Annotated in this window: 18 protein-coding genes; 7 read left to right on the top strand and 11 right to left on the bottom strand. The window is 43.0% G+C overall.

Features of this window, described 5'->3' with window-relative positions; all coding sequences use genetic code 11:
* Positions 1-110: 110 nt before the first annotated feature.
* Both H4W00_RS01715 and H4W00_RS01710 read right to left on the bottom strand, forming a co-directional pair.
* A complete protein-coding gene (locus tag H4W00_RS01715) occupies positions 111-656 on the bottom strand; it encodes a DUF2058 domain-containing protein (protein WP_209955818.1) in 546 nt (181 codons plus the stop codon).
* 411 nt (positions 657-1,067) lie between these two features.
* Positions 1,068-2,441, bottom strand: a complete 1,374-nt coding sequence (locus tag H4W00_RS01710) for a saccharopine dehydrogenase family protein (RefSeq protein WP_209955816.1) — start codon at positions 2,439-2,441, stop codon at positions 1,068-1,070.
* Between the two features lie 501 nt (positions 2,442-2,942).
* On the opposite strand from H4W00_RS01710, the gene H4W00_RS01705 reads away from it, so the two are divergent.
* A complete protein-coding gene (locus H4W00_RS01705; protein WP_209955814.1) occupies positions 2,943-3,098 on the top strand; it encodes a DUF1328 domain-containing protein in 156 nt (51 codons plus the stop codon).
* A gap of 255 nt (positions 3,099-3,353) precedes the next feature.
* Here H4W00_RS01705 and H4W00_RS01700 read toward each other — a convergent pair whose 3' ends face one another.
* From H4W00_RS01700 to H4W00_RS01685, 4 genes are all read right to left on the bottom strand, one after another.
* A complete protein-coding gene (locus tag H4W00_RS01700) occupies positions 3,354-3,647 on the bottom strand; it encodes a 4a-hydroxytetrahydrobiopterin dehydratase (RefSeq protein ID WP_209955811.1) in 294 nt (97 codons plus the stop codon).
* Positions 3,648-3,947: 300 nt separating this feature from the next.
* A complete protein-coding gene (locus H4W00_RS01695) occupies positions 3,948-4,241 on the bottom strand; it encodes a GNAT family N-acetyltransferase (protein ID WP_209955809.1) in 294 nt (97 codons plus the stop codon).
* Positions 4,242-4,440: 199 nt separating this feature from the next.
* Positions 4,441-5,970 (bottom strand): fatty acid desaturase family protein, encoded by a 1,530-nt coding sequence (locus H4W00_RS01690; RefSeq protein WP_334684843.1) that lies wholly within the window; start codon positions 5,968-5,970, stop codon positions 4,441-4,443.
* Between the two features lie 151 nt (positions 5,971-6,121).
* A complete protein-coding gene (locus tag H4W00_RS01685; RefSeq protein ID WP_209955807.1) occupies positions 6,122-7,375 on the bottom strand; it encodes a flavin reductase family protein in 1,254 nt (417 codons plus the stop codon).
* Positions 7,376-7,779: 404 nt separating this feature from the next.
* Here H4W00_RS01685 and ettA point away from each other — a divergent pair, with 404 nt between their 5' ends.
* Positions 7,780-9,441 (top strand): energy-dependent translational throttle protein EttA, encoded by a 1,662-nt coding sequence (gene ettA / locus H4W00_RS01680; RefSeq protein ID WP_209958806.1) that lies wholly within the window; start codon positions 7,780-7,782, stop codon positions 9,439-9,441.
* 129 nt (positions 9,442-9,570) lie between these two features.
* Here the strand turns inward: ettA and plsB are convergent, their stop codons facing one another.
* Positions 9,571-12,405, bottom strand: coding sequence for a glycerol-3-phosphate 1-O-acyltransferase PlsB (plsB, locus tag H4W00_RS01675; RefSeq protein WP_209955805.1), 2,835 nt, complete (start codon positions 12,403-12,405; stop codon positions 9,571-9,573).
* A gap of 274 nt (positions 12,406-12,679) precedes the next feature.
* Between plsB and ybaK the strand changes: the two genes are divergently transcribed.
* Positions 12,680-13,150 carry a Cys-tRNA(Pro) deacylase gene (gene ybaK / locus H4W00_RS01670; protein ID WP_209955803.1) on the top strand — a complete coding sequence of 157 codons (471 nt, stop codon included), beginning with the start codon at positions 12,680-12,682 and terminating at the stop codon, positions 13,148-13,150.
* Positions 13,151-13,679: 529 nt separating this feature from the next.
* Here the strand turns inward: ybaK and H4W00_RS01665 are convergent.
* Positions 13,680-15,500 carry an acyl-CoA dehydrogenase C-terminal domain-containing protein gene (locus H4W00_RS01665; RefSeq protein ID WP_209955801.1) on the bottom strand — a complete coding sequence of 607 codons (1,821 nt, stop codon included), beginning with the start codon at positions 15,498-15,500 and terminating at the stop codon, positions 13,680-13,682.
* A gap of 385 nt (positions 15,501-15,885) precedes the next feature.
* On the opposite strand from H4W00_RS01665, the gene H4W00_RS01660 reads away from it, so the two are divergent.
* Entirely contained in the window at positions 15,886-17,013 is a 1,128-nt protein-coding gene (locus H4W00_RS01660) for an FUSC family protein (RefSeq protein ID WP_209955800.1), read from the top strand.
* A 71-nt stretch (positions 17,014-17,084) separates the two neighbouring features.
* Here H4W00_RS01660 and aroE read toward each other — a convergent pair whose 3' ends face one another.
* Positions 17,085-17,951 (bottom strand): shikimate dehydrogenase, encoded by an 867-nt coding sequence (aroE, locus tag H4W00_RS01655; protein ID WP_209955798.1) that lies wholly within the window; start codon positions 17,949-17,951, stop codon positions 17,085-17,087.
* A 330-nt stretch (positions 17,952-18,281) separates the two neighbouring features.
* Here aroE and H4W00_RS01650 point away from each other — a divergent pair, with 330 nt between their 5' ends.
* Positions 18,282-18,947 (top strand): hypothetical protein, encoded by a 666-nt coding sequence (locus H4W00_RS01650; protein ID WP_209955795.1) that lies wholly within the window; start codon positions 18,282-18,284, stop codon positions 18,945-18,947.
* A gap of 3 nt (positions 18,948-18,950) precedes the next feature.
* Positions 18,951-19,964, top strand: a complete 1,014-nt coding sequence (locus tag H4W00_RS01645; protein ID WP_209955793.1) for an aminotransferase class IV — start codon at positions 18,951-18,953, stop codon at positions 19,962-19,964.
* A 4-nt stretch (positions 19,965-19,968) separates the two neighbouring features.
* Here the strand turns inward: H4W00_RS01645 and H4W00_RS01640 are convergent, their stop codons facing one another.
* The gene (locus tag H4W00_RS01640) at positions 19,969-20,163 is read right to left on the bottom strand and encodes a DpnD/PcfM family protein (RefSeq protein ID WP_334684842.1); all 195 of its coding nucleotides are present in this window, start codon (positions 20,161-20,163) and stop codon (positions 19,969-19,971) included.
* A 168-nt stretch (positions 20,164-20,331) separates the two neighbouring features.
* Here H4W00_RS01640 and H4W00_RS01635 point away from each other — a divergent pair, with 168 nt between their 5' ends.
* Complete coding sequence (locus H4W00_RS01635) at positions 20,332-20,898, top strand: hypothetical protein (protein ID WP_209955792.1); 567 nt, start codon at positions 20,332-20,334, stop codon at positions 20,896-20,898.
* Here the strand turns inward: H4W00_RS01635 and H4W00_RS01630 are convergent.
* Complete coding sequence (locus H4W00_RS01630; RefSeq protein WP_209958801.1) at positions 20,890-21,672, bottom strand: DpnI domain-containing protein; 783 nt, start codon at positions 21,670-21,672, stop codon at positions 20,890-20,892. The genes H4W00_RS01635 and H4W00_RS01630 overlap by 9 nt on opposite strands.
* Positions 21,673-21,709: the final 37 nt, after the last annotated feature.

Genomic DNA, 21,709 nt, shown 5'->3' with positions numbered 1-21,709 from the left:
AATAAGAAGAGTGGTAATAAGCAGCACCATAACCGGCTTGATCTTACATCAGTGATATTTGGCAACTACTTTTGAAACCTTAAAAACTAACTGTCGCCAAAAATTAATCGCTACCACATTAAATCGTCTGGGATCACATAGGCTGCATAAGGGTCGTCAGTTTCTAGCTCAATATCTGGCTTATCGTTAGATACCACCATAAAGCCTTCTAATTTCGTATTTATACGATCCGCCAATGGACGAGGGAGCAGGGCATAGTTTAATACTTGGTTTTCTTCCAATCGTGCAATAACCACATGACCGGCCACTATTTGCTCATATAATTTTTGGGTAATATTAATTTTTTTCACTTTAGAGTCATCAACAAACTGATAGCTGACTTCACCAGCTGTATCAGTAATCTGATGCTGCTTAATCATTTGAACAATATTAGCTGTCAGCATTTTTTGTTCTAAAATTTGTTGTTTTTCTTGATTAAGCTTTTGATCTTTTTCCATTTTTTTTGCTTGAGCATCTGCCACAGATTTTTTTGCTTCAATATCTGACGAATCGCCAGTACGCTTGGCATGTTGAGACTGTTTGCTTAATTGCTTGGCTTTTTTGCTATCAACCAGTCCAGCTTTTAAAAGTTGAGCCTGTAGGGCGTTTTTGGCCATAATCCAATCACCTAAATAATAAAACCTGAATCATAAAACTTAAAAATACATGATAGCAAATTTTGCTGGTTCATTTATGAACTTTGCTCTGTTGTTTGTGGTTCAAAACAACATATCATTATAGTCAATAAACATTAATATCGAGACATAACCTACTGGTGGCATAAGTTTGTCTTGCTTGCTGTGCCTACACAGACAGAGGCCACAAAAAGCTTACACCATTAGTACCGTAGCGTTTTCAAGGTATTTTAATTATAGATAAGCGCGAGTATCAATATAAGCGAAGTTGGTAAAAAAACGACTCTCTTGTATTTTGCACCGACTGTATGACAAACCGCCACATCTTATTGCTAAAATGTGGCGGTAAAGATATGGCTAACATAACCCATCTAGAAAGCGCTTTAACGGTTGTTAATTAGAGCTAAGGTCATCAACCACTTCAAAACAAAGTCCGGCATGGTCTTCCAACCGCGTTAGCAGCTGATCACCCATAGCGACCGATGGCGTCCAAAAGCCACCTGTGACTTCGTCTTTACTAATATCCTGCGCAAGACATAATGCGGACTGTGCCAGCATACGCGAGGTACTGCCGTAGCCTGGATCTTTGTCACCAGTGACTTTAGTGTTAATAGTATCTTTTTTAGAGGTTTCACCAAAGAAGCGAATATCAAAAAAACCATTTTCTTGTTCGGATTTAGAAGGACCAGAGCCTGATTTGGGTAGAACGTGCTTTGATAGAAACTCGCGACTGGGCTTAAAAGTCATAGCCGTGGCGAAACCTAATAGTCCCACACTCATACCATAGCTCATCAGCTGACCTTTAATGCCATCCTGCATCCACATCGCTTCATCATATTTAAACTCGCGCCCATATTCATAACCGAGCAATTGGTTACTACGATGGACGATGCGCGTGTTAATCACTGCCATTACAAAGGGAGCTAGCCAGCGGTCATGTTCAATATCGTATTCAGGCTTACCAACATTGTCTTGGCGTACGCTAGGCGCATCTTTATCGTCATTGAGTAGATAGGGATTGGCCAGTTGGCCACGACGTGCTTTATCGGTCCCTACTTCCTCAAAGATAGTGGCCATCGACGCAATGGTACCACCGGATAAGCCACCTTTGGCCGCTTTTACGCGCATATGAATGACATCACAGGGTTTATCGAATTGGGCTTGGGCTTGCTGTTGGGTAAAGTAAACACCTAAATCTGAAGGAATAGAATCAAAGCCACATGAGTTGACGATACGAGCGCCGCTTTTCTTAGCCGTATCTTGGTATTTATCCAGCATGTCTTTGATAAAGATCGCTTCGCCTGTGAGATCAACATAGTCTGTACCATTAGTAGCACACGCTTTAATCAGGGATTCACCATATTTAAGATAAGGGCCTACCGTTGAAATGATGACTTGGGTCTGTTGGGTCATCTCATTGAGGCTGGCGTCATCGGTGCTGTCAGCAATTATAATATCAACTTTATTGCTAGAATCAGAATCAGAATCAGAATCAGGGTTATTAGCATCAGCGCCACTAAGCTCAGACTGTAGCTTTTTAAGCTTGTCTTCATCACGTCCTGCTATCGCCCATGTGACAGTTGCGCTATCTTTAGCCGCTTTAGCCGCTGGGCTAGATAAAAATTGCGTTAGGTAGTGGGCAGTAATTTGCCCAACAAAGCTAGTAGCTCCGTACAAAATGATCGCATAGTGACGCTTTTCATCGGTGGCTGTTTTTGTATTATCTGATTTATTAATATTGGTCGCTGTATCGGTCGTGGTGTCCATAATTACTTTCCTCAATCGTCATTTTGCGTGAATAGTTGTCGTTAATAAAAGCCAGGATTTTTATTATTAAAGGGGTGTTGGTTTTTAAGCTCAGCATAATAGACTAATATTTATAGCAGATTTATTAATAATAACGATAGGTATTAAGTAAACACAAATTACCCATACACATAAATACTCAAAGACCATATAAAAAACTATGAGTCGTGAAACTCCACTAAAAACTAGGTAATAACGCTACAAAGGTTACATAACATAGCGTGTTCATTACCAAAGTGAACGTTATTTTCATCTGAATGTTGTTAATCTATCTTTTTAAGCAGTAAGTAAGTTTTAAAAAAAGTACTGACCAACGTTAGGTCTAACAAGGCTTGAATTGGTTCTCACCGCAAGGTGGCAACACAAGCTATTGAGAAATGAGTGGTAAGGTAATAAATAAAAATTAATTCGTTACCCATCTTAAGATCTAACCATTCAACATTTATTTTGAGGAGAATAATTATGTTTCGCTGGGCTATCATTTTTGCAGTCATCGCACTGTTAGCAAGTTTACTAGGATTTGGCGGTGTTGCTGGACTATCGTCTAATTTGGCGTATATTTTCCTAGTAGTCGCAGTAATTCTATTTATTGTCGCATTTATCGGCCGTAAGACCTAATAGCGATAATATTAAGCAAATCCTAATTAGTTTTCACAAAAAATGTCCTCAATCGAGGACATTTTTTTTATCTATCAGTTTAATTGACTATAGTCAGTTCACAATAAAAAAATTGTGCATAGCAATGTGCCACTGGTATAAACTTTTCTTGCGTGCTGTTCGCAAGCGTGACAGAGGCTGCAAAAAATTCATTCCAGTAGCATTGCATCTTGTTTAAATTGAATTGACTATACTGCACAAACTGTAAATAAATAGTTACAAGCGTTTCGGTTGAATAATGTGTTCCATGCGTTTTGCTAGGCGAATATCAAGGCTGGTAATACCACCCGTATCATGAGTCGTTAAACGCACCTCAACGACGTTATAAGTATTACGCCATTCAGGGTGATGTTCGAGCGCTTCGGCATGAAATGCTGCTTGATTCATAAAGCTGATAGCTTCAATAAAATCACTAAAATGATAAGTTTTAACGATACTATGGCCATCGCGTTGCCAGCCCGGCAGCTCTTCTAGCTGCAAATTGACTTGTCTATCAGATAAACTGCTCATCGGAATATCCTTTATTAGTATCTTAAATTTAATTTATGGAAAGAATCTATGGAAAGAGTCTATGGAAAGAATCTATGGAAAGAGCCTATGGAAAGATAGGGCTGATCATTGACGTCCAATTCTCAATAGCTATTTAAAATTTTAGATAACGGTAGTATTAAGTTATAGGGTATGGAGAATAAAACTACTGTCAGCAGGTCGGCTCTAACTCGTAAGCAACAGATGTAAGAAAGTCAGCTATCTCTCGTATCTTGCCATATATCTACTTATAAATATAACGGCGGGCTCACAAATTCCAATCTAGACTAAATCTTGATAGTCAGGATGCTGATTAATATATGATGAGACAAATGAACATTGTGGAACAACTTTTTTGTTATGTTCGCGCGCATAATCTAGAGCATGCTTAACTAATGCTGAACCGACACCGCGACCACCTAACGCTTGGGGTACGATAGTATGATCATAGATTAACGTATCACCACGCTCTTGATAACTGATATAGCCGATTTGACCATCGATTGCAACTTCGAAGCGTTCAGCGTCTTGGTTATGGGTAATATCTAGCTCTTGCTTAGGGGTTTCTTGACTCATGATGGCACTCCATTATTAATTCTTATGTTCAAATTTTTATGATTATAATTTAAACATGTTGATAACTTAATAACTTAAGCAACTATTCAGTCGCAGCCAGCCCTACCCATTTGAGCGATTTCTATTTGAATGTGCCTTTATCCAAATAAGTTTATGGTTAAGCCAGCTACTACTTAAAGGTTTTTATTCAGACCTATCATTATAAATAAGCTAACGTTTGGCGAACGATTTCAGGTAGAAATCTACGCAAGCCACCTGTCGTTTGCTTATCGGACTTAGTCTTCTTAGCAGCTGACAACGAGTCAGCATCACTACTAGAGTCAACATCACTACTAGCCACTGATAGATTGTAGGCGTCCCATTCTTTTGCGCTGGGCTTACTAAAGTGGTGAATGCGTTTCAGTACTTGTTTAAATTGAGTACCAAAGCGCCCAGTGTTATAAGCCAAGTCATATTTGTGACATATGGCTCGTACCTGCGGTGCAATACGGGCATAGTGGCTAGAGGGCATATCAGGGAAAATATGATGTTCTATCTGATGTGACAAATTACCGGTCAAAATATGGAACAGCTTGTTGCCTTGGATGTTGCTAGAGCCAAGTATCTGGCGCACATACCAGTCACCTTTACTCTCATCAGGATCAAGATGAGTGTAAATATGAGCTTGTTCAGTAAAGTGTCCACAAAATATTACTGCCCAAGTCCACAGGTTGCGAGTAATATTAGCAGTGATATTACCGCTCAATGTCGTCATGGCGCTACCACGACCTAATGCTAGCCCGGCTATCGTAGGCAGAGCAATATAGTCCTTACTCACTTGCCGTGTAATTTTAGCTAATAACGCGTGGGTTTTTTGTTGCATGATATCCATCAATTGCGGCGAGTCCGCGTATTCTACATCGCTGATTTGGATATCATGGAACGCGACTGCCCATTCAAAGCCTAAAGCCAATACCGCAGTCTTAAATAAGTTATAACGATCGCTTGGCGTCCAAGGCTGCTCATCGGTAACCCGAATCAAGTGGTAGCCTACATCATGATCACGGCCAACGATGTTGGTAAAGGTGTGATGCAGATAGTTATGCGAGTGTTGCCACAGCGGTGCAGGACAGATGATATCCCAATCAAATTTTTGACTATTAAGGTGGGGATGTTGCATCCAGTCATATTGTCCGTGCATGACATTATGGCCAAGCTCCATATTGTTTAATATTTTGCTAAAGCTCAATAGGGAAGTGCCGAGTAGCCAGGTCCCTACTTTTTGCCGCCGTGATGGCAGTCGTCCAGCTACAGCCAGTAGGCCACGCGCCACTAGTTCGCTATAGACTACCGTCGCATACACGCGTTGAATGTATCGTGCTTCATCGGCGCCTAGTGAGCCCATTACACCTTGATAGAGCGTATTCAACTCTTCAGCGAGCGCTTCGGTCTGCGCTTTTGGTAACGGCGCACCTGTCAACGTTGGGTAGGGCGCCGCTTGAGACTGAGAATTTTGGGACTGAGTATTTTGGAATTGGGCAGCAGTGCTATTAATATCACGTTGGTCTTTATTGAGTGCTGCACTGTTATCAAGTGCTACACTGTTATCAAGTGCTACATCATCGTGAACAGAATGAGTAGTTGACGGCGTCAATAGCAGACGACTTTGGGCCGCTAACTGGGCATCGGTTGGCACAGTAAGTATAGGTACAGCAGATTGTGCGGTGGATATAGGCGGTAATAAGCGCATTTATAATCCTTAACCAAAACGGCTTAAATAAACAATAAGCACGAGGTTCGGTTTAATAGTGAGTCTAGATTTTAGCAAAAATATGAGTGAAAATTTGTCTCTTCTTCGTGTAATAAGCTGTTGTAAGCGAGTGTCTCGGTGCCAAATGCTGCTATATATCAAGCACTACGTCAGTCATGGCCACATTGACACAGGTTTGGATAGATTCGTAGCCATCACTGCTTATTTTTCCTGTTTGGATATTTTTGACTACACCGCTCACTTTATTGCAGCGGCATAATTGGCAGATGCCTTGTCGGCAGCCATAGGTCAGACGAATACCGGCGTCCTCGGCACCCATTAGCAACTTGTCACTGGTATTGAATTGTTGTTGTCGTCCCCGTAAATAGACCGTTCGCTCTTCTATGTCTGCTGTTGTATCGTAAACTTGATCTATATCAGGATCAGATACCGCATTGCCAAAACGCTCGATGATAATATTGTCGCGTAGTGATGGTTGAGCAGTTAATGAGTGGACATTTGGTAGCGTAATCTCTGTAGCAGCGCGGTACAATCCTGCTAGTAATGCTTGCGAGCCACAGGCAAATATCACCGTATCAGCCAGTGGCAGATCTAGGGCCAATAAGCTCGATGCGTTTAAATGCCGTGTACCCGCCAAATAAGTGCTGGGGTCTTCAGTGTTCACACAATAATAGCTGAACAGTGGATATTTAGCGGCCAAGTGCTGCCAGTGGTTTTGAAAGGGGCTTTCTAATAGCGACGCACGATTATAGTATAGCAAGGTTACCTTGTGCCCATATTGCAAGGCTTCGGTAATCAAACCTAACATCGGCGTAATGCCACTACCACCCGCGATAAATAAAAGCGGTGGTCGCTTTTCAAAACTCGATTCTTTCACCGATGAGCTGACCGGCTTGGTTAACCTAGCCTGTTCTAAGGTAAAGTCACCATTCGGTACACTACTCGCCAATACTGTGCCAAGCGGCAGGTGCTGGGTCAAATAATTAGAAATCAAACCTTGGGGCTTAATCGCAATAGTGACGGTATGACGTTGGTTATTTTTGTCATATCCATTACTTGCAGCAGAATCATTAGAAGTGTTGCTCAACCAAATGGGCTGTTGTGGCAAGCCTACCAACGAGTAACTGCGCTGATGATAAATACCGTCAATAACAACGCTTAGATTAATATGTTGACCACCATGCCAGCCCCCACGTAACTCAACTGCCTGCTTTTTGAAAGCGCGGTTAGGTTCAAATTGTAAGGCTATCAAGTCATCACCTAGCGCGCGGCGGGCAATCAGTCGTAGCTTGGGCACTGACAGTGACCGAAACGGATGCAGCTGTGACCCAATAAAATCAATAAAAGAACGTTGAATAATTTCAGGACGATAGCCACTGGGCATAGTTAAGTTACCTTTTAAAAAATTTTGTACCAATTCGTAAGATGGATTGGTTACTACAATTGGTTTTATTAAGATTACCTTACATAATAACGCCTATTGATTAAATTTGCGAAAGGTTTGATGCTATTTTTTGTGGGCTTTATAAAACAGCAGTAATTCAAAAATACCATTTAGTCAGTCAAACAATACTTTTAATACTAGCTTTTAGGTAAAAGGGCGACTGCTTTGTGGTAAAAGGTGCAAAACAGGCTGCAAAACAGGCTGTCAGCTTGCAGGGCATGCGCTACAATGCGATAATAGCAGATAATTTGTACCCTTATTTTGAGGCACAGCAAGCGCAGTCGCTTTGTTTTCTTTATAACGAGAGCTTGCTGACCTCGTTTATGCAGTCTATCGGAGTGTTAATGGCTCAATATATTTACACGATGAACAACGTGTCAAAACTTGTTCCGCCTAAGCGTGAGATTTTAAAAAATATCAATCTGTCCTTTTTCCCTGGCGCTAAAATTGGCGTATTGGGTATCAATGGTTCGGGTAAATCGACCTTGCTACGCATTATGGCTGGTGTTGACACTGAATTTAGTGGCGAGGCGCGGGCCCAAACTGGCACTAAAATCGGTTATTTACCACAAGAGCCACAGCTCGACGATAGCAAAGATGTGCGCGGTAATGTCGAAGACGGTATGCGTGAAGCCTTAGATGCGCTATCGCGCTTGGATGCTATTTACGGTGAGTATGCGGACCCTGATGCAGACTTTGATAAGCTTGCCGAAGAACAAGGCAAAATGGAAGATATCATCCAAACGTGGGATGCCCATAATCTAAGCACGCAGTTAGAAAAAGCGGCCGATGCGCTACGCCTGCCACCATGGGATGCTGATGTCAGTAGACTGTCTGGCGGTGAAAAACGCCGTGTGGCATTATGCCGTCTGCTATTGTCTCGCCCTGACATGTTACTCCTCGACGAACCAACCAACCATTTGGACGCCGAATCTGTTGCATGGCTTGAGCAATTTTTGCAGAACTACAGCGGCACCATCGTGGCCATTACCCATGATCGTTATTTCTTGGATAATGTGGCACAGTGGATTTTGGAGCTTGACCGTGGCCATGGTTATCCGTATGAAGGCAACTATACCCAGTGGCTCGAACAAAAAAACACCCGTCTAGAGCAGCAGAATAAACAAGAAGAATCGTTTGCCAAAGCTTTGAAAAAAGAGCTTGATTGGATTCGTAAAAACCAAAAAGGCCAACAAGCCAAATCTAAATCTCGCGTGCAGCGCTTTGAAGAGTTAAACTCGCAAGAGTTCCAAAAACGTAACGAAACCTCTGAGATTTATATTCCGCCCGGTCCACGTCTCGGGAACAAAGTTATTGAAGTAAACGATATCTCCAAATCATTTGGCGACCGTTTGCTGTATGAAAACCTAAGCTTTAATGTGCCAGCGGGTGCCATTGTTGGTATTATTGGTCCGAATGGTGCCGGTAAAACCACGCTATTTAACATGATTACCGAGCGCGATAAGCCAGACGTCGGCGACGTTGATTTGGGCGAAAGTGTCAGCGTTGCTTATGTCGGTCAGGTTCGCGATAATTTAGACGATGACAAAACCGTATGGGAAGAAATTTCTGACGGTCTTGATATCATTACTGTTGGCGAATACACCACCCCAAGTCGCGCCTATATCGGCCGCTTTAACTTTAAAGGTGCAGACCAACAAAAACGTGTCGGTCAACTATCCGGTGGTGAGCGCAACCGTCTGCAATTAGCAAAAACGCTAAAGCAGGGTGCGAACGTACTACTCCTTGATGAACCATCAAACGATTTGGACATTGAGACTTTACGTGCGCTAGAAGATGCGATCCAAGTCTTTCCTGGTACGGTAATGGTAGTGTCGCATGATCGTTGGTTCCTTGACCGTATTGCTACCCATATCTTAGCATTTGAAGAAGAAGGCCCAATTTGGTTCGACGGTAACTACTCTGAGTTTGAGACTTATCGTAAAAAACAACTGGGTGCTGACTCTGGTCCTAAGCGTATGAAGTATAAGAAAATCACTAAATAGTTTATTGATTAGGCTAAGAGCTGTTTATATTAAGCTATTCTTACTAACCTAATAAGTATTTAAAAAAAGACCTCTAATTATTTAGAGGTCTTTTTTATTCAGCGGCTGTTTTTGTCAAACTAGTAATAACTAACGTTTACGGCCAAATTTACGCTGCTTTTTATTGTGAATCTCAGTAATAGCGTGCGCAATTTCGTCGTCGTCGAGGCTCGCTACTTGTTGCAACGTTTGCATCACATCAGGGTTGAGGACGTATTTGGCATAAAGTGCAATGTCATCGATACGCTGATCAAAAGTTAATACCCCAGTCTCATCATCTTTTCGCAAATAGTCGAGGCGGATAAGGGCATTGACGAAGCTGAGAAATAGTGAACGATCAAAGAAATCTGGGATGTTATCGGCATAAAGGACAGACAAGCGCTGACCGAGTAAGTGGCACAGATCGACCACTTCTTCTGCGGTGAAGTTGCCTGACCCTTGCTGAGCAAGTAGGGCAAGGGTCATAAAGTAGCGCTCAAGACTATTCCCGACTGGCGTCGCGAGCACTTCAAGCTGCTGGTAACTGTTACTATTGGTTTCAGGGATGCTAAGCACACCGTCACTTAATTCGACGATGAGGCCATGCGTCAATAGATTATCAATTTTTTGATTGAGGGTATCGGTCAAACCATGGGCTGGATAATATAAAAATAATTCACTCTGTAAGAAGGGATACAGCTGCGCCACAATATCATCTAAGCGGCTGCGTTCAATACGGCCATTGCGTGCAACCAAGGCCGCTAAGAACGATATTAGAATAAACACATGCAATATATTATTACGGAAATAACTGAGTAACGCCGCTTGCTTATCAGCAATCTGAATAATATCGCCCAAAATATGCGGTGTGCGCTCAATGAGCTTGAGCTTAATACCGTAATCGATAATTTGTTGTGGGGTCATATCTGTGATGACCGTATCGTCAGCATAAGGCAGCTGGTGAGCGATACCTTGGTAAAGGGCGATCTGCTCGCGACAAATATCTTCATCCAGTGCCGCTTTTGGTGCTGACAGCAGTACTAATGATAATAGCGATATGGGATTGACCACCGCTGCTTTATTAATGTGCTGCATGATTTTTACGCCAATATTATCAACCATAGCGCTGGCTTTGGCATCAAGTGGGGTATCTGTACGATCAGCTGGCAAGCTATCAGCATCCACATCGAACTTTTGCATAAAATCATTCAGATGTAGCGGGGTACCAAAGCTGAGATGCACATTGCCAAAGATTCGCTCAATCTTACGACCCACTTTGAGCAAGCCCATCAAGGATTCAGTCTCTTTGGGTTGGCCTTTTAGCTCACCGACATAAGTACCGCCTTCCATAATACGCTCATAGCCGATATAAGTCGGAATGAATGCCACCGGCTTGTTAGTATGGCGTAGCTGACTGTGTATGGTCATTGCTAACATACCCATCTTCGGTGGTAGTAATCTTCCTGTGCGTGAGCGCCCACCTTCAATAAAGTATTCAATGGGCGTATTACGGGTGATAAGCGTGTGCATATATTCGCGTAATACAGCAGTATAAAGCGGGTTACCGCGAAAGCTGCGACGAATATAAAAAGCGACGGCACCGCGTAACAGTGGGCCTAATACCGGCACATCTAAGTTATCACCAGCAGCGACATAAGGAATACTCAGTCCGCGCTTGTAGATGACATAGGACAACAGCAGATAATCGACATGGCTACGATGACAGGGCACATAAATAATCTCGTGATCGGCTGCAAGTTCTCGCACACGCTCGAAATGATGCACTTCTACACCGTCATATAGCCGGGTCCATAACCAGGTCAAAAACCGATCGAAGACTCGAATAATCTGGTGAGAATAGTTATTCACCATCTCATTGGCATAACCTTTTGCCAGACTGCGTACCTCATGAACACTGACACCGCTTGCTTGGGCCTCGTTTTCTATCGCATGTTTGATCGCCGGCGAATAAATCAGCTTGTCTACTAAGTTACGCCGATCTGACAAGTCAGGACCAAGCATACTGGCCCGCTGTTTATCCAGGTAAACATTGAGCTGTTGCTGTAAGGTGCGCACCAGCTCGCGATTGGCATCAGCAGATGGCACCAAGGTATGAGGAGCTGGTTGGTTAGCTGTATTATTTAGGCCATCTGTAGTAGTACTGGCTCGATTAATGATGGTCTGGTTATTGCTGCTTGTTAAATTAACCGTATCGATGCTGTCATCGGTGTCACTGAAGCTATCGGTGTCATTGAAGCTATCCTCAATGCTACTAGTGATTGCTGCTTCATCTAGGTCGTCGTTGAGGCTTTTATAAACAACACCACGCAAATCTTGGGCAGGGTGGAACTGTAAAAAGGTATCGCGTCCCATCACGCCAATATTAAATAATTGCTTGCTAATACTAGGGTCTTCCCAGTTGTCGGCCGTCAGTAGCTTAAATAAAGAGTCTTCTTTTTCAGGTGCGCGTCCCCAGAGGATCGACACTGGTACTAGCCGTATCTGCAAGTCTGGATATTGTAAGATGGCCGAGACCAAACGCGAAAGGCGTGGCGACAATTGACTGTTTTTAGCTTTTGGGTGGTGCAAAAATATAATAGCCGCATTCTCGTAAATATGATGGGCAGCATCTTTGACTGCGACCAAAGCAGGCGGTAGCTTATGCTCTTGAGTTTGTAGGTCAATCAAGATACTGTTAGAGCGCGAATAATCTTGTAGCACGTAAAAGGTCAGCGTCTGATCGGCAGCATCAAATTCTGGTAGCTCGCCTAAAATTTTAGCCTTAACGGCTACATCTAGCGTCCGCCCCGAAATCTTGCGATACAGTTGATTAATAGGGGCATTAGAATAGGATTTTGCTGCCACTGGATTGGCATCAGTTACTGACGTAGTATTATTAACTACGGGCGCCTTAAAAATCCGTTTCTTTATGAACTTTGGTATCATAATCAAAAGTCAAATTCGTCAAATATAATGGCCTCATGATGCCATAAAAGCACGCAAAGCGATATATAGTGTCTGTATATACTAATAATATTATCCTGCCATAATATTATGGTTCGAAACACCATTCAAACTACCTTATATTCAAGCTATTAGGCATTTGAGATATTAGGTATTTTGAGATACTAGGTATTTAAACCATTAGGTTGTTGGTGCCAAACGAGTAAATCTGTACTTGATTTTATCCCTCATCCTAACTTATTGGATATGAATGCTTATGACTCCTGCTATCAAGCTTGCCAAACAGCGTGGCCTCAATTATCAGCTGCATGAATATAGCCATGATAGTTATGCCGCCTCTTATGGGTTAGAAGCTGCTGAAAAACTAGGTGTCGACCCTGTACAAATTTTTAAAACTTTAGTCGTAACCACAGAAACGGGCACGTTAGCAGTGGCTATTGTGCCCGTTGATACGACATTAAGTTTCAAAAAAATGGCCAAAGCCCTTGGTTGCAAAAAAGTGCAAATGGCTGATCCCAAACTAGTCGCGCGTAGTACGGGTTATGTACTAGGCGGTGTCAGTCCGTTAGGGCAAAAAAAGCGCTTACCGACTGTGCTTGATCGTTCAGCTAGAGCCCAGTCGACTATTTATGTGAGTGCGGGACGCCGCGGACTTGAGATTGAACTACCACCCGCGCAACTGGCCGAAACGCTTGGCGCTCGCTTTGAGGATATCGCGGAGAGTTAGCTCTGGGGTGTTTTTTATAGGTTGCTAGTCATAGACCAACCATTACTACTCATATTCACTCTTAGGTTATAGCCAAACCTGTTAAGCCTTCATTTGATAGGTCTCACTCCCGCTTAATTTATAGTCAATGAAAAGTAATATCGATACATAACCTACTGCTGGCATACGTTTTTCTTGCTTGCTGTGCCTACGCAGACAGAGGCTGCAAAAAGCTTATACCAGCAGTACCGTCGCGTTTTTAAGGTATTTTAACTATAGTTTACGTCTATCAAGCTTTGGCATGAACATTCGGTAGAAACCAATCCATTCCCTTAATACGGCCAACTCATCGGATCGAATGTGCTGATGAGTTGGTATTGATAGACGGCACTGATATCCAAATGTGTCAACTCATTTTAGGACGGGACAAATAGCAAAAATAGCACAAATAGCACAAATAGCACAAATAGCACAAATAGCACAAATAGCACAAAAAAAGCACCCATTATATGGGCGCTTTTTTATAGGTGGTTTATGATTTTAAACACGCTTAGTCTAAGAAAGCAAAGCTTTCAATAGGCATTGCCGTCATGCTGTTGCTTGGGGCAACCATACCTTCGGCATGGCCTGACGTACGTGGCAGAATTTTATCAAAGTAGAATTCTGCAGTCTGGATTTTAGCCTTATAGAATTCTGGTGATTCAGTGCCACCATTTTCTAGCTTGTCATAGGCTACTGCCGCCATACGTGCCCAGTGGTAGCCCATCATGGCATAGCCTGAGTACATCAAGAAGTCATCTGATGCTGCTGAGATGATTTCGCGGTCTTTACGTGCCATTAGCATCAAGCGCACGGTAAGGGTATTCCACTCAGCGCACAGCTTGGTCAATGCCCAAACAAATTTACGCATATCTTTGTCAAGTGCGTACTCGCCACACCACTTCATAATGCTTGAGGTATAATCGCGGATGACCTTGCCTTTTGACTGCAACAGAACTTTACGACCCAATAAGTCTAGCGCTTGGATACCGGTAGTCCCTTCATACATGGTAGCAATACGAGCATCACGAGCGATAAGTTCCATGCCCCATTCTTTAATGTAGCCGTGGCCGCCGTAGATTTGCTGACCGTGTTTGGCCGCTTCAATACCCAGTTCAGTCAAGAAGCCCTTAAGGATAGGCGTATAAAAGCCAAGCTTGTCATCCCATTTTCTAAACTCTTCGTCATCACCATTAGTGATGCCTTCTGACATTTTATCTGCATAGCGGGCTGAATGATAAATCATTGAGCGGCCGCCTTCGGCAAAAGCTTTTTGAGTCAGTAGCATGCGGCGAACATCGGCGTGATGAATAATAGCATCAGCGACTTTTTCAGGGTCTTTAGTACCGGATAACGCTCGCATAGAACGACGATCTTTAGCATATGGTAGGGCGTTTTGGAATGACAGCTCGGTATGTGCAAGGCCTTGGATGCCAGTACCGATACGGGCAGTGTTCATAAAGGTGAACATCGCTTTTAGACCTTTATTAGGCTCGCCGATCAGGTAACAGACCGCACCGTCAAAGTTTAGAACACAAGTGGCTGATGAGTTAATACCCATTTTATGTTCGATAGAACCACAAGATAGGCTGTTGCGCTCGCCAATTTCACCTTCAGCGTTCGGTAGGAATTTTGGTACGATAAATAGGGAGATACCGCGTGTGCCTTCTGGCGCGTCTGGTAGGCGAGCTAGCACGATATGAACGATGTTTTCAGTTAAGTCATGCTCACCACTTGAGATAAAGATTTTAGTACCGCTAAGCTTATAAGTACCATCATCTTGTGGAATAGATTTTGACTTGACCTGACCCAAATCAGTACCACATTGTGGCTCGGTCAGGCACATGGTGCCAGACCAAGAACCCTCTACTAATTTCGGTAGATATAAGTCTTTTTGCTCATCGGTACCATATTGCATGATGGTATTGATACAGCCAGTTGCGAGGCCTGGATACATCGAAAAGGGCCAGTTCGCTGTGCCCATCATCTCAGATTTAATGAGGTTGATGGACATGGGTAAGTTCATACCACCGTACTGCTCAGGATATGAAATACTCTGCCAGCCACCTTCTACAAACTGGTTATACGCTTCTTTAAAGCCTTTAGGAGTCGTTACGACACCGTTTTCAAAATGGCAGCCTTCGGCATCAGCTGGTTGATAAATAGGCGCCAAAACATTTTCAGCAAAGTCAGCAAAACCTTGCAAGACCATATCAACTGTTTCAGGATCAGCATTGTGGCCATTACTTAAGTCTTTATAATGGGTTTGATAATCAAATACGTCATTAATCAAAAACTTGATATCACGTAATGGGGCTTTGTAAGTTAACATAATCAGTCTCTTTAGTCAGTGCGCTTAAATAAGCTTATCAGCCAGTTACTAAGGTGTTAAGCGTCGTTTTTGATAAGGATCAATGTATCTAAGAGCACCAATGTGTCGAAGATATTTAAATATTATTAAGTACTTATTATCCGTTTTGGCTATGGTTACGTTTTTTTAATAGGATTATCGGTCATAGGCTTGAGTTTAGTATAAGTGTTCTCCCCTAACAAATATATAACCTATAACTAATATTCATTTCAAACTAAATTATATATGACATTAAGTTATATGTCACTACTAAATTACACATTTATCGAGTTTTATATTATCTTTATAGCAGTAATAAATAAATCAATGATGATTAAGATAAATAGAGTAATAAGGACGGTATTTTATGGCCGCATCAAGGCTCATGGTAGGGCTAATACTTTGGATGAAGTATTTGCTTAGTGGTCTCAAGCGTTTGATTGGTGGTGAGCTAACCCACTTGCTAACAATCAAGCAAAGCCAACGGCCATGGCACATGCCGATTATCGCTGCTATTGCTATCAGCTTTCCAGTATTTGTTGGCGCCTATTTTGGTGCGCTATCTTCGGGGATTAAAGCCTCATTAGGGGCTATGGTCATTTTAAACTTACCGTTAGTAGGCAAGCTTCCTTATCGCTTGGTGACTATTATGGCTTGGGGGTTTGCGATGTCGTTATGCTTTGCCTTCGGTCTAATCGCACAGCAAGTGCCTATTCTTAGGCTGCCTGTATTTGTACTGATGGCTTTTGGCATTATTATTTTTGGGCGCTATTATCGTCAGCCGCCGCCAGCAGGACTGTTTGTGATGATGGCAGGGGCTATTGCGTTGTTTATACCGCTCCCTTTAGAACAAATCATGCCAGCCACGGGGCTAGTGATGCTTGGTAGTGGTTTTGCCTTAGTGATGGGACTGCTGTACTCGTTATTTTTATTGGCGACGCGTCCTTCTATGCCTATGCCGACTTATAATTATGAGCCGGATACTATTAGTGAAAGTGTTATTGTGGCAGGCTTTGTCAGTTTAGCGTTATTGATAGCGGTAGTGCTGAATATGTCTAACCCATACTGGGCGGCAGTCAGTTGCTTCATTATTATCCAAGGTATCCACCTGCGTACCATGTGGATTAAACAATTCCATCGTTTGCTTGGGACACTAATAGGCGTAGGGCTGGCCAGTTGGATGCTGTCTTGGGGCCTACCGATGTGGGGAGTGGCGGTTTCGATACTAATCATGATGTTATGCATCGAGTCATTGGTCGATCGCCATTATGGGCTGGCCGTGATATTTATCACGCCGCTGACGATATTTATTGCGGAATATGGCAGTGGCTTGCCGCATTCACCGCAAGCCTACCAAGCAGTCATTCGTACGCGATTGCTTGATACGTTATTGGGCTGCATGGTCGGCCTTAGCGGTGGGATAGTGATGCATTCAACCAATTTGCGCGTCCCGCTACGTCGTATAGAAACTTGGCTACTGGCGCGTTTTGGTTAAAGTAGCTTTAGTTAAAATCAGCGTATCGGTAACGACTTAAAGACTAGCTAAGGGTGCCAAAGCGCTTAAGTCTACTCGTGCTGTTTGCTTAACGTCGTAGTTGCTTGCTCGACGTTAATAGCGTGTCCGGTCCAGCGCTCAAAGCTTAATGCCGCTTGTCCAATAAGCATGCCATAGCCTTCGGATGTCTGCGCACCCCGATCGGCAAAGCGCTGTAAAAACGGCAGTGCCCGTCCATACATCATGTCGTAAGCATAATGGCAATTTAAATCGTCGGCTAATGGTAGGGTATTGCTTGACAGCCCGATAGATGTTGCATTAATAATTAAATCAAACTGCCCTGTTAAGTCGGTAGTCGCGCAAGTGGTTATGTGATGTTGTGCAATAGTAGGACTGGCAGCGCTAAGGTCAGTTACCAATTTTGTTGCCTTGCTTACCGTACGATTAGCAATAGTCAGCTGTGCGATACCCGCTTCAATGAGCGGCAGTATTATTCCACGTGCTGCACCGCCTGCACCAATAAGGGCCACGCGTGCTCCGCTGAGTGGCCAGCCCAAACGCACGATATGATTGACCAATCCTTGTCCGTCAGTATTGTCACCATATATCGCGTCCTTTATGGAACCACCGTTTTTTAACACGGCCTCGTTTAGTAATAGGGTATTGACCGCCCCTGCGATCTTGGCATGCTCAGATAAGCCGCCACGCGCCAGGCAGTTATCATAAGCCCGCTGTTTAAACGGCACAGTAACATTAGCGCCAACGCCACCACCATGAAAAAACGCTTCAATCACTGCGCTAAAACCAGCCGCGTTATCGGGGCAGTGTTGACGCTGATAGCAAATATCGATATCGACCTGCGTGGCGAACACCTGATGAATTTGAGGAGATTTACTGTGGGCAATCGGGTTGCCAATAACGATAAAATGTCGAGTCATCTAAATCATAGCCTGTCTGTTACCCGCAAAGGATAAATGAGTTAAAAAGTATTAATGATAAAAATAATAAACCGCCTTTATCATAGGGGATAACAATGTGTTTAACAAATTTCTACTACCTGGGATTGTTAACCGTAACGTAAAAGGTAGTCAAGTGTCAGGCAGTTGGGTACACTGTAAGGTATGACAGCGAGGTATTAATACCTGCTAATAACCGCTACTTAAAAAAACTTATAAAAACTGATAGAAGTTACTTTTTATTATCGGCGGCGCAGTGCCAGCTGGTTAATACTATTTTGAGACCAACCTAAAAGTGTGAGTAAATTGCCCATGTGGAATAACAACCTACAGACCTTGTTGGTCGGTATAACGATGGCGGCGGGAATCTCGTTGAGCGCGTGCGACGGCTCTAAAAAAGAGGTGGTGCAAGAAGAAGAAATAGCCTCTGACACCACAAGCGCGCAACCAGCTGTTAGTGAGCCTGTACCGGCAAGCCCTGACTTAGATGGGGCGGACGTTGACCAAGGTACGCCGGTCAGTTATGACATATCGACCTGGAGTTCTAATAAGGTAAAGCCACTCAAAATCGATGAGCTTGATCGGATCAAGTCTACTTTTGGAAAAGTGGTGGGCACTGATGAGAACAGCTTAGACTATGCCAGTAATACGGCATCCAAATATCGTTTTATGGCGGCTGATGCTCCTTATTTAGATCTTGTTGACTCTGAGAAATATCTCGAACTTGGTTGGTATTATGCCAATCCCACTGACTCTGATAAAGAAAAAGAAGTCAGTCGCGACCACGCCAAAAAATCCTATAAGCTAGCGCGGCAACTGATGAGCGATGATGGCGGTAAGTTGATCGCTGATATCCTTAATGGTCAAATTATCAAAAACAAAACTATCGGCGAACAAAAAGTAGAACTGGCAAAATGTGAGTTTTATAGTTGTATGTTGGTACTTAATAAATCAGGCGTAAAAGCCGATGACAGCTAAACTATGACCGCTCAGCCTGATGGCTGGTCGCGTTTACAGCCACCAGATTATGCAGAGGATAAGGCCACAGATAAGGTTTCGGTGACGCTAGACAATCGAGGGCTGACATACGCAGATGGCTTCTTTACCACTATGGGCGTCATTGACGGTCTGATATTATGGCAAGACTGTCATCATCAACGGCTCATCTCTCACGCCCAGGCCTTACAATTTGCGATAGATGACCAAGCCCTGCTCGCTATGTTGCAAGTTCACGCTCAGCAGCTTCAGCAAGGGATGTTAAAACTAATCATCACCCGCGCCGTGCAAGACGTTCGTGGTTATGGTTTTACGCCAAGTGTGTCCGGTAGTGTGTGCGAGATTTGGCTGAAGTCCTCTGCCATGACTATTAACACTACTGAGCAGGCGCATCTGCCGGATGGGCGAGTGGTGTTAATGCAGCCTGCCAGCTCAGCGGTCTGTTTAACCTCACAAATGGCCTGTCTACCGCCCATTTTGGCAGGTCTTAAGAGTCTCAACCGCCTCGATAGCGTGCTGGCAAGTGGTGAGCTGCAACGCATTAAGAGCACAGAATTGAATCTCGATAAAAGACTGGGCGAAGGACTGGTTCGTGACATGATGGGAAGCTGGGTGGAGGGCACGATGAGCAATGTGTTCTATCAACTAGCAAGTGACGATCAACTAGCGGATGACAGCAAAGCAAGTCTCCGACAGTCATTCTCAAGCTCAGAGATAACCACTCAAAATAATATCAAAAACCCTCATTTAAACGAAGACTATCTACTAAACGGCCAATGGTTGACGCCACCGCTCACTCAATCAGGGGTTGCCGGTGTTATGCGTCAAGTCGTTATTGATGGCTTTGCTACGACTGACAATCCGGTGCAGATGCGAGTTTTAACTGACGACGATTTACCGCATATTACTCGGCTGTTTTTTTGTAATGCTGTGCGCGGTGTGATGCCGGTGACAGCGCTTACGCTGTTATCGGGTGACAGAGTTTGTTTCTCAGCATAATCATCTATTCATATTTAAAAATATTGTATTTGGTATCGATACAATCATCTGCGTATAAAACCACTTCTTCATTGCTATAAAGTTCCTGCGCCTTTAAAAGAGCGGTTTGCTCGTCCTCAGCTATAATCTCAACTATTTGGCTAAGGGTCTCAACAATTTCAATGTGAAATATTTTTGCGGCTGTTGCGTTTTTGCTCATAATATCCTCTCTCAAAATCATCAAACAACTCTCGCCATTTATATTATATTTATTATGTCATTCGGATTGTCAAAAAGACTTAAGAGAAGTGATCGTCTTTTGTTACCTAGACTTGCACCCTAAAGAAAAGTGATCAATGATCCTGTTTTTAATACAGGATAATATTTCATGCGCTCAGTCTATGAAGATGCAAGAATACCGCTACAAATTCGCCGTTTGATGATTTTTAATGACATTTGCCGTAAAGCGAAACAGTATCCTGACGAAGTTGTGTATTTAACTCCTGAATCTCAGTTAGCTTTAGGCGTCATGTATTTACAGAATAGTAAGAAATATATCGCATTTGGTGGCGTGTTTGAGTATGCACACACACGCAAAGACGTTATTGAGCAAGGCGTGCATCATCTGCCTCATGATGAATATGTGATGTGTGCCATTACCGTGAAACCTCAAGCGTTTACCAAACCCGTTCGTACGTCCTTTGAGCTATTATGGCATTGGAATAATTATATAAAAAATAGACGGTATACTTATGTAGGTACTGACATTCACTGTTTTTTCCCTGTGAATGACGAGTTAGAGATGGATTATCCACCATATAAGTTTCATGATCGGTTAGTGGCTACAGCACGTTTGCCGCTCTGGGAGGATAGAGATGAACTAATTTCAGATGTTTATCGTGATAACGAAGGTCGTCTAAGACCTAAAGGTTATCCTGAAAAATGCTTAGTTTAATTTGTGATAATTACCGCCTCCCAAAAATTCAATAATGCCTTTATCTCGTAAAATTTGCAGCTGCTGACGGATTTTGTCATGAATGTGATGGTTATCAGGATACTTGAGTTGTAGCTCGCCTGCAAAAGTATAAACCTGATTCAAAGAAAAATTTGCACCAAGCTTATCAATACACTGCCAAACATCCAATGTCCAGCCACGCGCACGTTGCGTTTGCCCACGTAAAAATAGCGTTTGCTGGAACCTTTGGGTGACAGTATCTCTTGGTATCACTTGTTGGTTTTTGACCAAAAACACTTTGCCTAATTCTGGCACTTGGCGTAGGTCGATATTACAGCCAATCCAACCAGCACGTTTTGCCTTGGGTGATAAAGGCTTACGCTTCACAATCATATCCGACTTAAAAAAATGCTTAGGAATGATTAGAAAGTTATTGACGCTATACTGTGCTGAGTCACCCTGATGCGCTGAATAGGTCAAAAAGAAAAAGCTTGGATTATCTTCACTACTAATGCGTTGCATCATGGTGTCATAAGCGCCATCGTTAATCACATTACTTAACTTGGCCTTTTTACTTTTAAGCTCGTATTGCTCATTACAATTCGCACAATAAAAGTCTGCAACTGGTCGATTATTAGCAAATTCAGCCAACGGTTTAACGCTACAATTAGGACAGTAACCATGGTCTTTTACCCAGGCTTCACTAAGCACACGAATAATTTGTGATTTTGAATGGTAGTTGGTAGCTAACTTAGTATCAAAGTTTAAGTCCATAGTGTTTAAATCCATTGTGTTTAAATCCATAGCAAAG

Origin of the sequence: Psychrobacter sp. PL19, from assembly GCF_017875835.1 — a bacterium.
GTDB lineage: Bacteria > Pseudomonadota > Gammaproteobacteria > Pseudomonadales > Moraxellaceae > Psychrobacter.
Note: the sequence above shows the minus strand (reverse complement) of the source record. Positions and strands in the feature narration are given on the sequence as shown.

Excerpts from the sequence above, each read along its gene's own strand:
- H4W00_RS01650 (WP_209955795.1), top strand. The coding sequence starts at position 18,282 with ATGTGGAATAACAACCTACAGACCTTGTTGGTCGGTATAACGATGGCG.
- plsB (WP_209955805.1), bottom strand. The coding sequence starts at position 12,405 with ATGATACCAAAGTTCATAAAGAAACGGATTTTTAAGGCGCCCGTAGTT.
- H4W00_RS01685 (WP_209955807.1), bottom strand. The coding sequence starts at position 7,375 with ATGCCCAGTGGCTATCGTCCTGAAATTATTCAACGTTCTTTTATTGAT.
- H4W00_RS01645 (WP_209955793.1), top strand. The coding sequence starts at position 18,951 with ATGACCGCTCAGCCTGATGGCTGGTCGCGTTTACAGCCACCAGATTAT.
- H4W00_RS01665 (WP_209955801.1), bottom strand. The coding sequence starts at position 15,500 with ATGTTAACTTACAAAGCCCCATTACGTGATATCAAGTTTTTGATTAAT.
- H4W00_RS01630 (WP_209958801.1), bottom strand. The coding sequence starts at position 21,672 with ATGGACTTAAACTTTGATACTAAGTTAGCTACCAACTACCATTCAAAA.
- aroE (WP_209955798.1), bottom strand. The coding sequence starts at position 17,951 with ATGACTCGACATTTTATCGTTATTGGCAACCCGATTGCCCACAGTAAA.
- ettA (WP_209958806.1), top strand. The coding sequence starts at position 7,780 with ATGGCTCAATATATTTACACGATGAACAACGTGTCAAAACTTGTTCCG.
- H4W00_RS01705 (WP_209955814.1), top strand. The coding sequence starts at position 2,943 with ATGTTTCGCTGGGCTATCATTTTTGCAGTCATCGCACTGTTAGCAAGT.
- H4W00_RS01640 (WP_334684842.1), bottom strand. The coding sequence starts at position 20,163 with ATGAGCAAAAACGCAACAGCCGCAAAAATATTTCACATTGAAATTGTT.
- H4W00_RS01710 (WP_209955816.1), bottom strand. The coding sequence starts at position 2,441 with ATGGACACCACGACCGATACAGCGACCAATATTAATAAATCAGATAAT.
- H4W00_RS01690 (WP_334684843.1), bottom strand. The coding sequence starts at position 5,970 with ATGCGCTTATTACCGCCTATATCCACCGCACAATCTGCTGTACCTATA.
- H4W00_RS01635 (WP_209955792.1), top strand. The coding sequence starts at position 20,332 with ATGCGCTCAGTCTATGAAGATGCAAGAATACCGCTACAAATTCGCCGT.
- H4W00_RS01695 (WP_209955809.1), bottom strand. The coding sequence starts at position 4,241 with ATGAGTCAAGAAACCCCTAAGCAAGAGCTAGATATTACCCATAACCAA.
- H4W00_RS01715 (WP_209955818.1), bottom strand. The coding sequence starts at position 656 with ATGGCCAAAAACGCCCTACAGGCTCAACTTTTAAAAGCTGGACTGGTT.
- H4W00_RS01700 (WP_209955811.1), bottom strand. The coding sequence starts at position 3,647 with ATGAGCAGTTTATCTGATAGACAAGTCAATTTGCAGCTAGAAGAGCTG.
- ybaK (WP_209955803.1), top strand. The coding sequence starts at position 12,680 with ATGACTCCTGCTATCAAGCTTGCCAAACAGCGTGGCCTCAATTATCAG.
- H4W00_RS01660 (WP_209955800.1), top strand. The coding sequence starts at position 15,886 with ATGGCCGCATCAAGGCTCATGGTAGGGCTAATACTTTGGATGAAGTAT.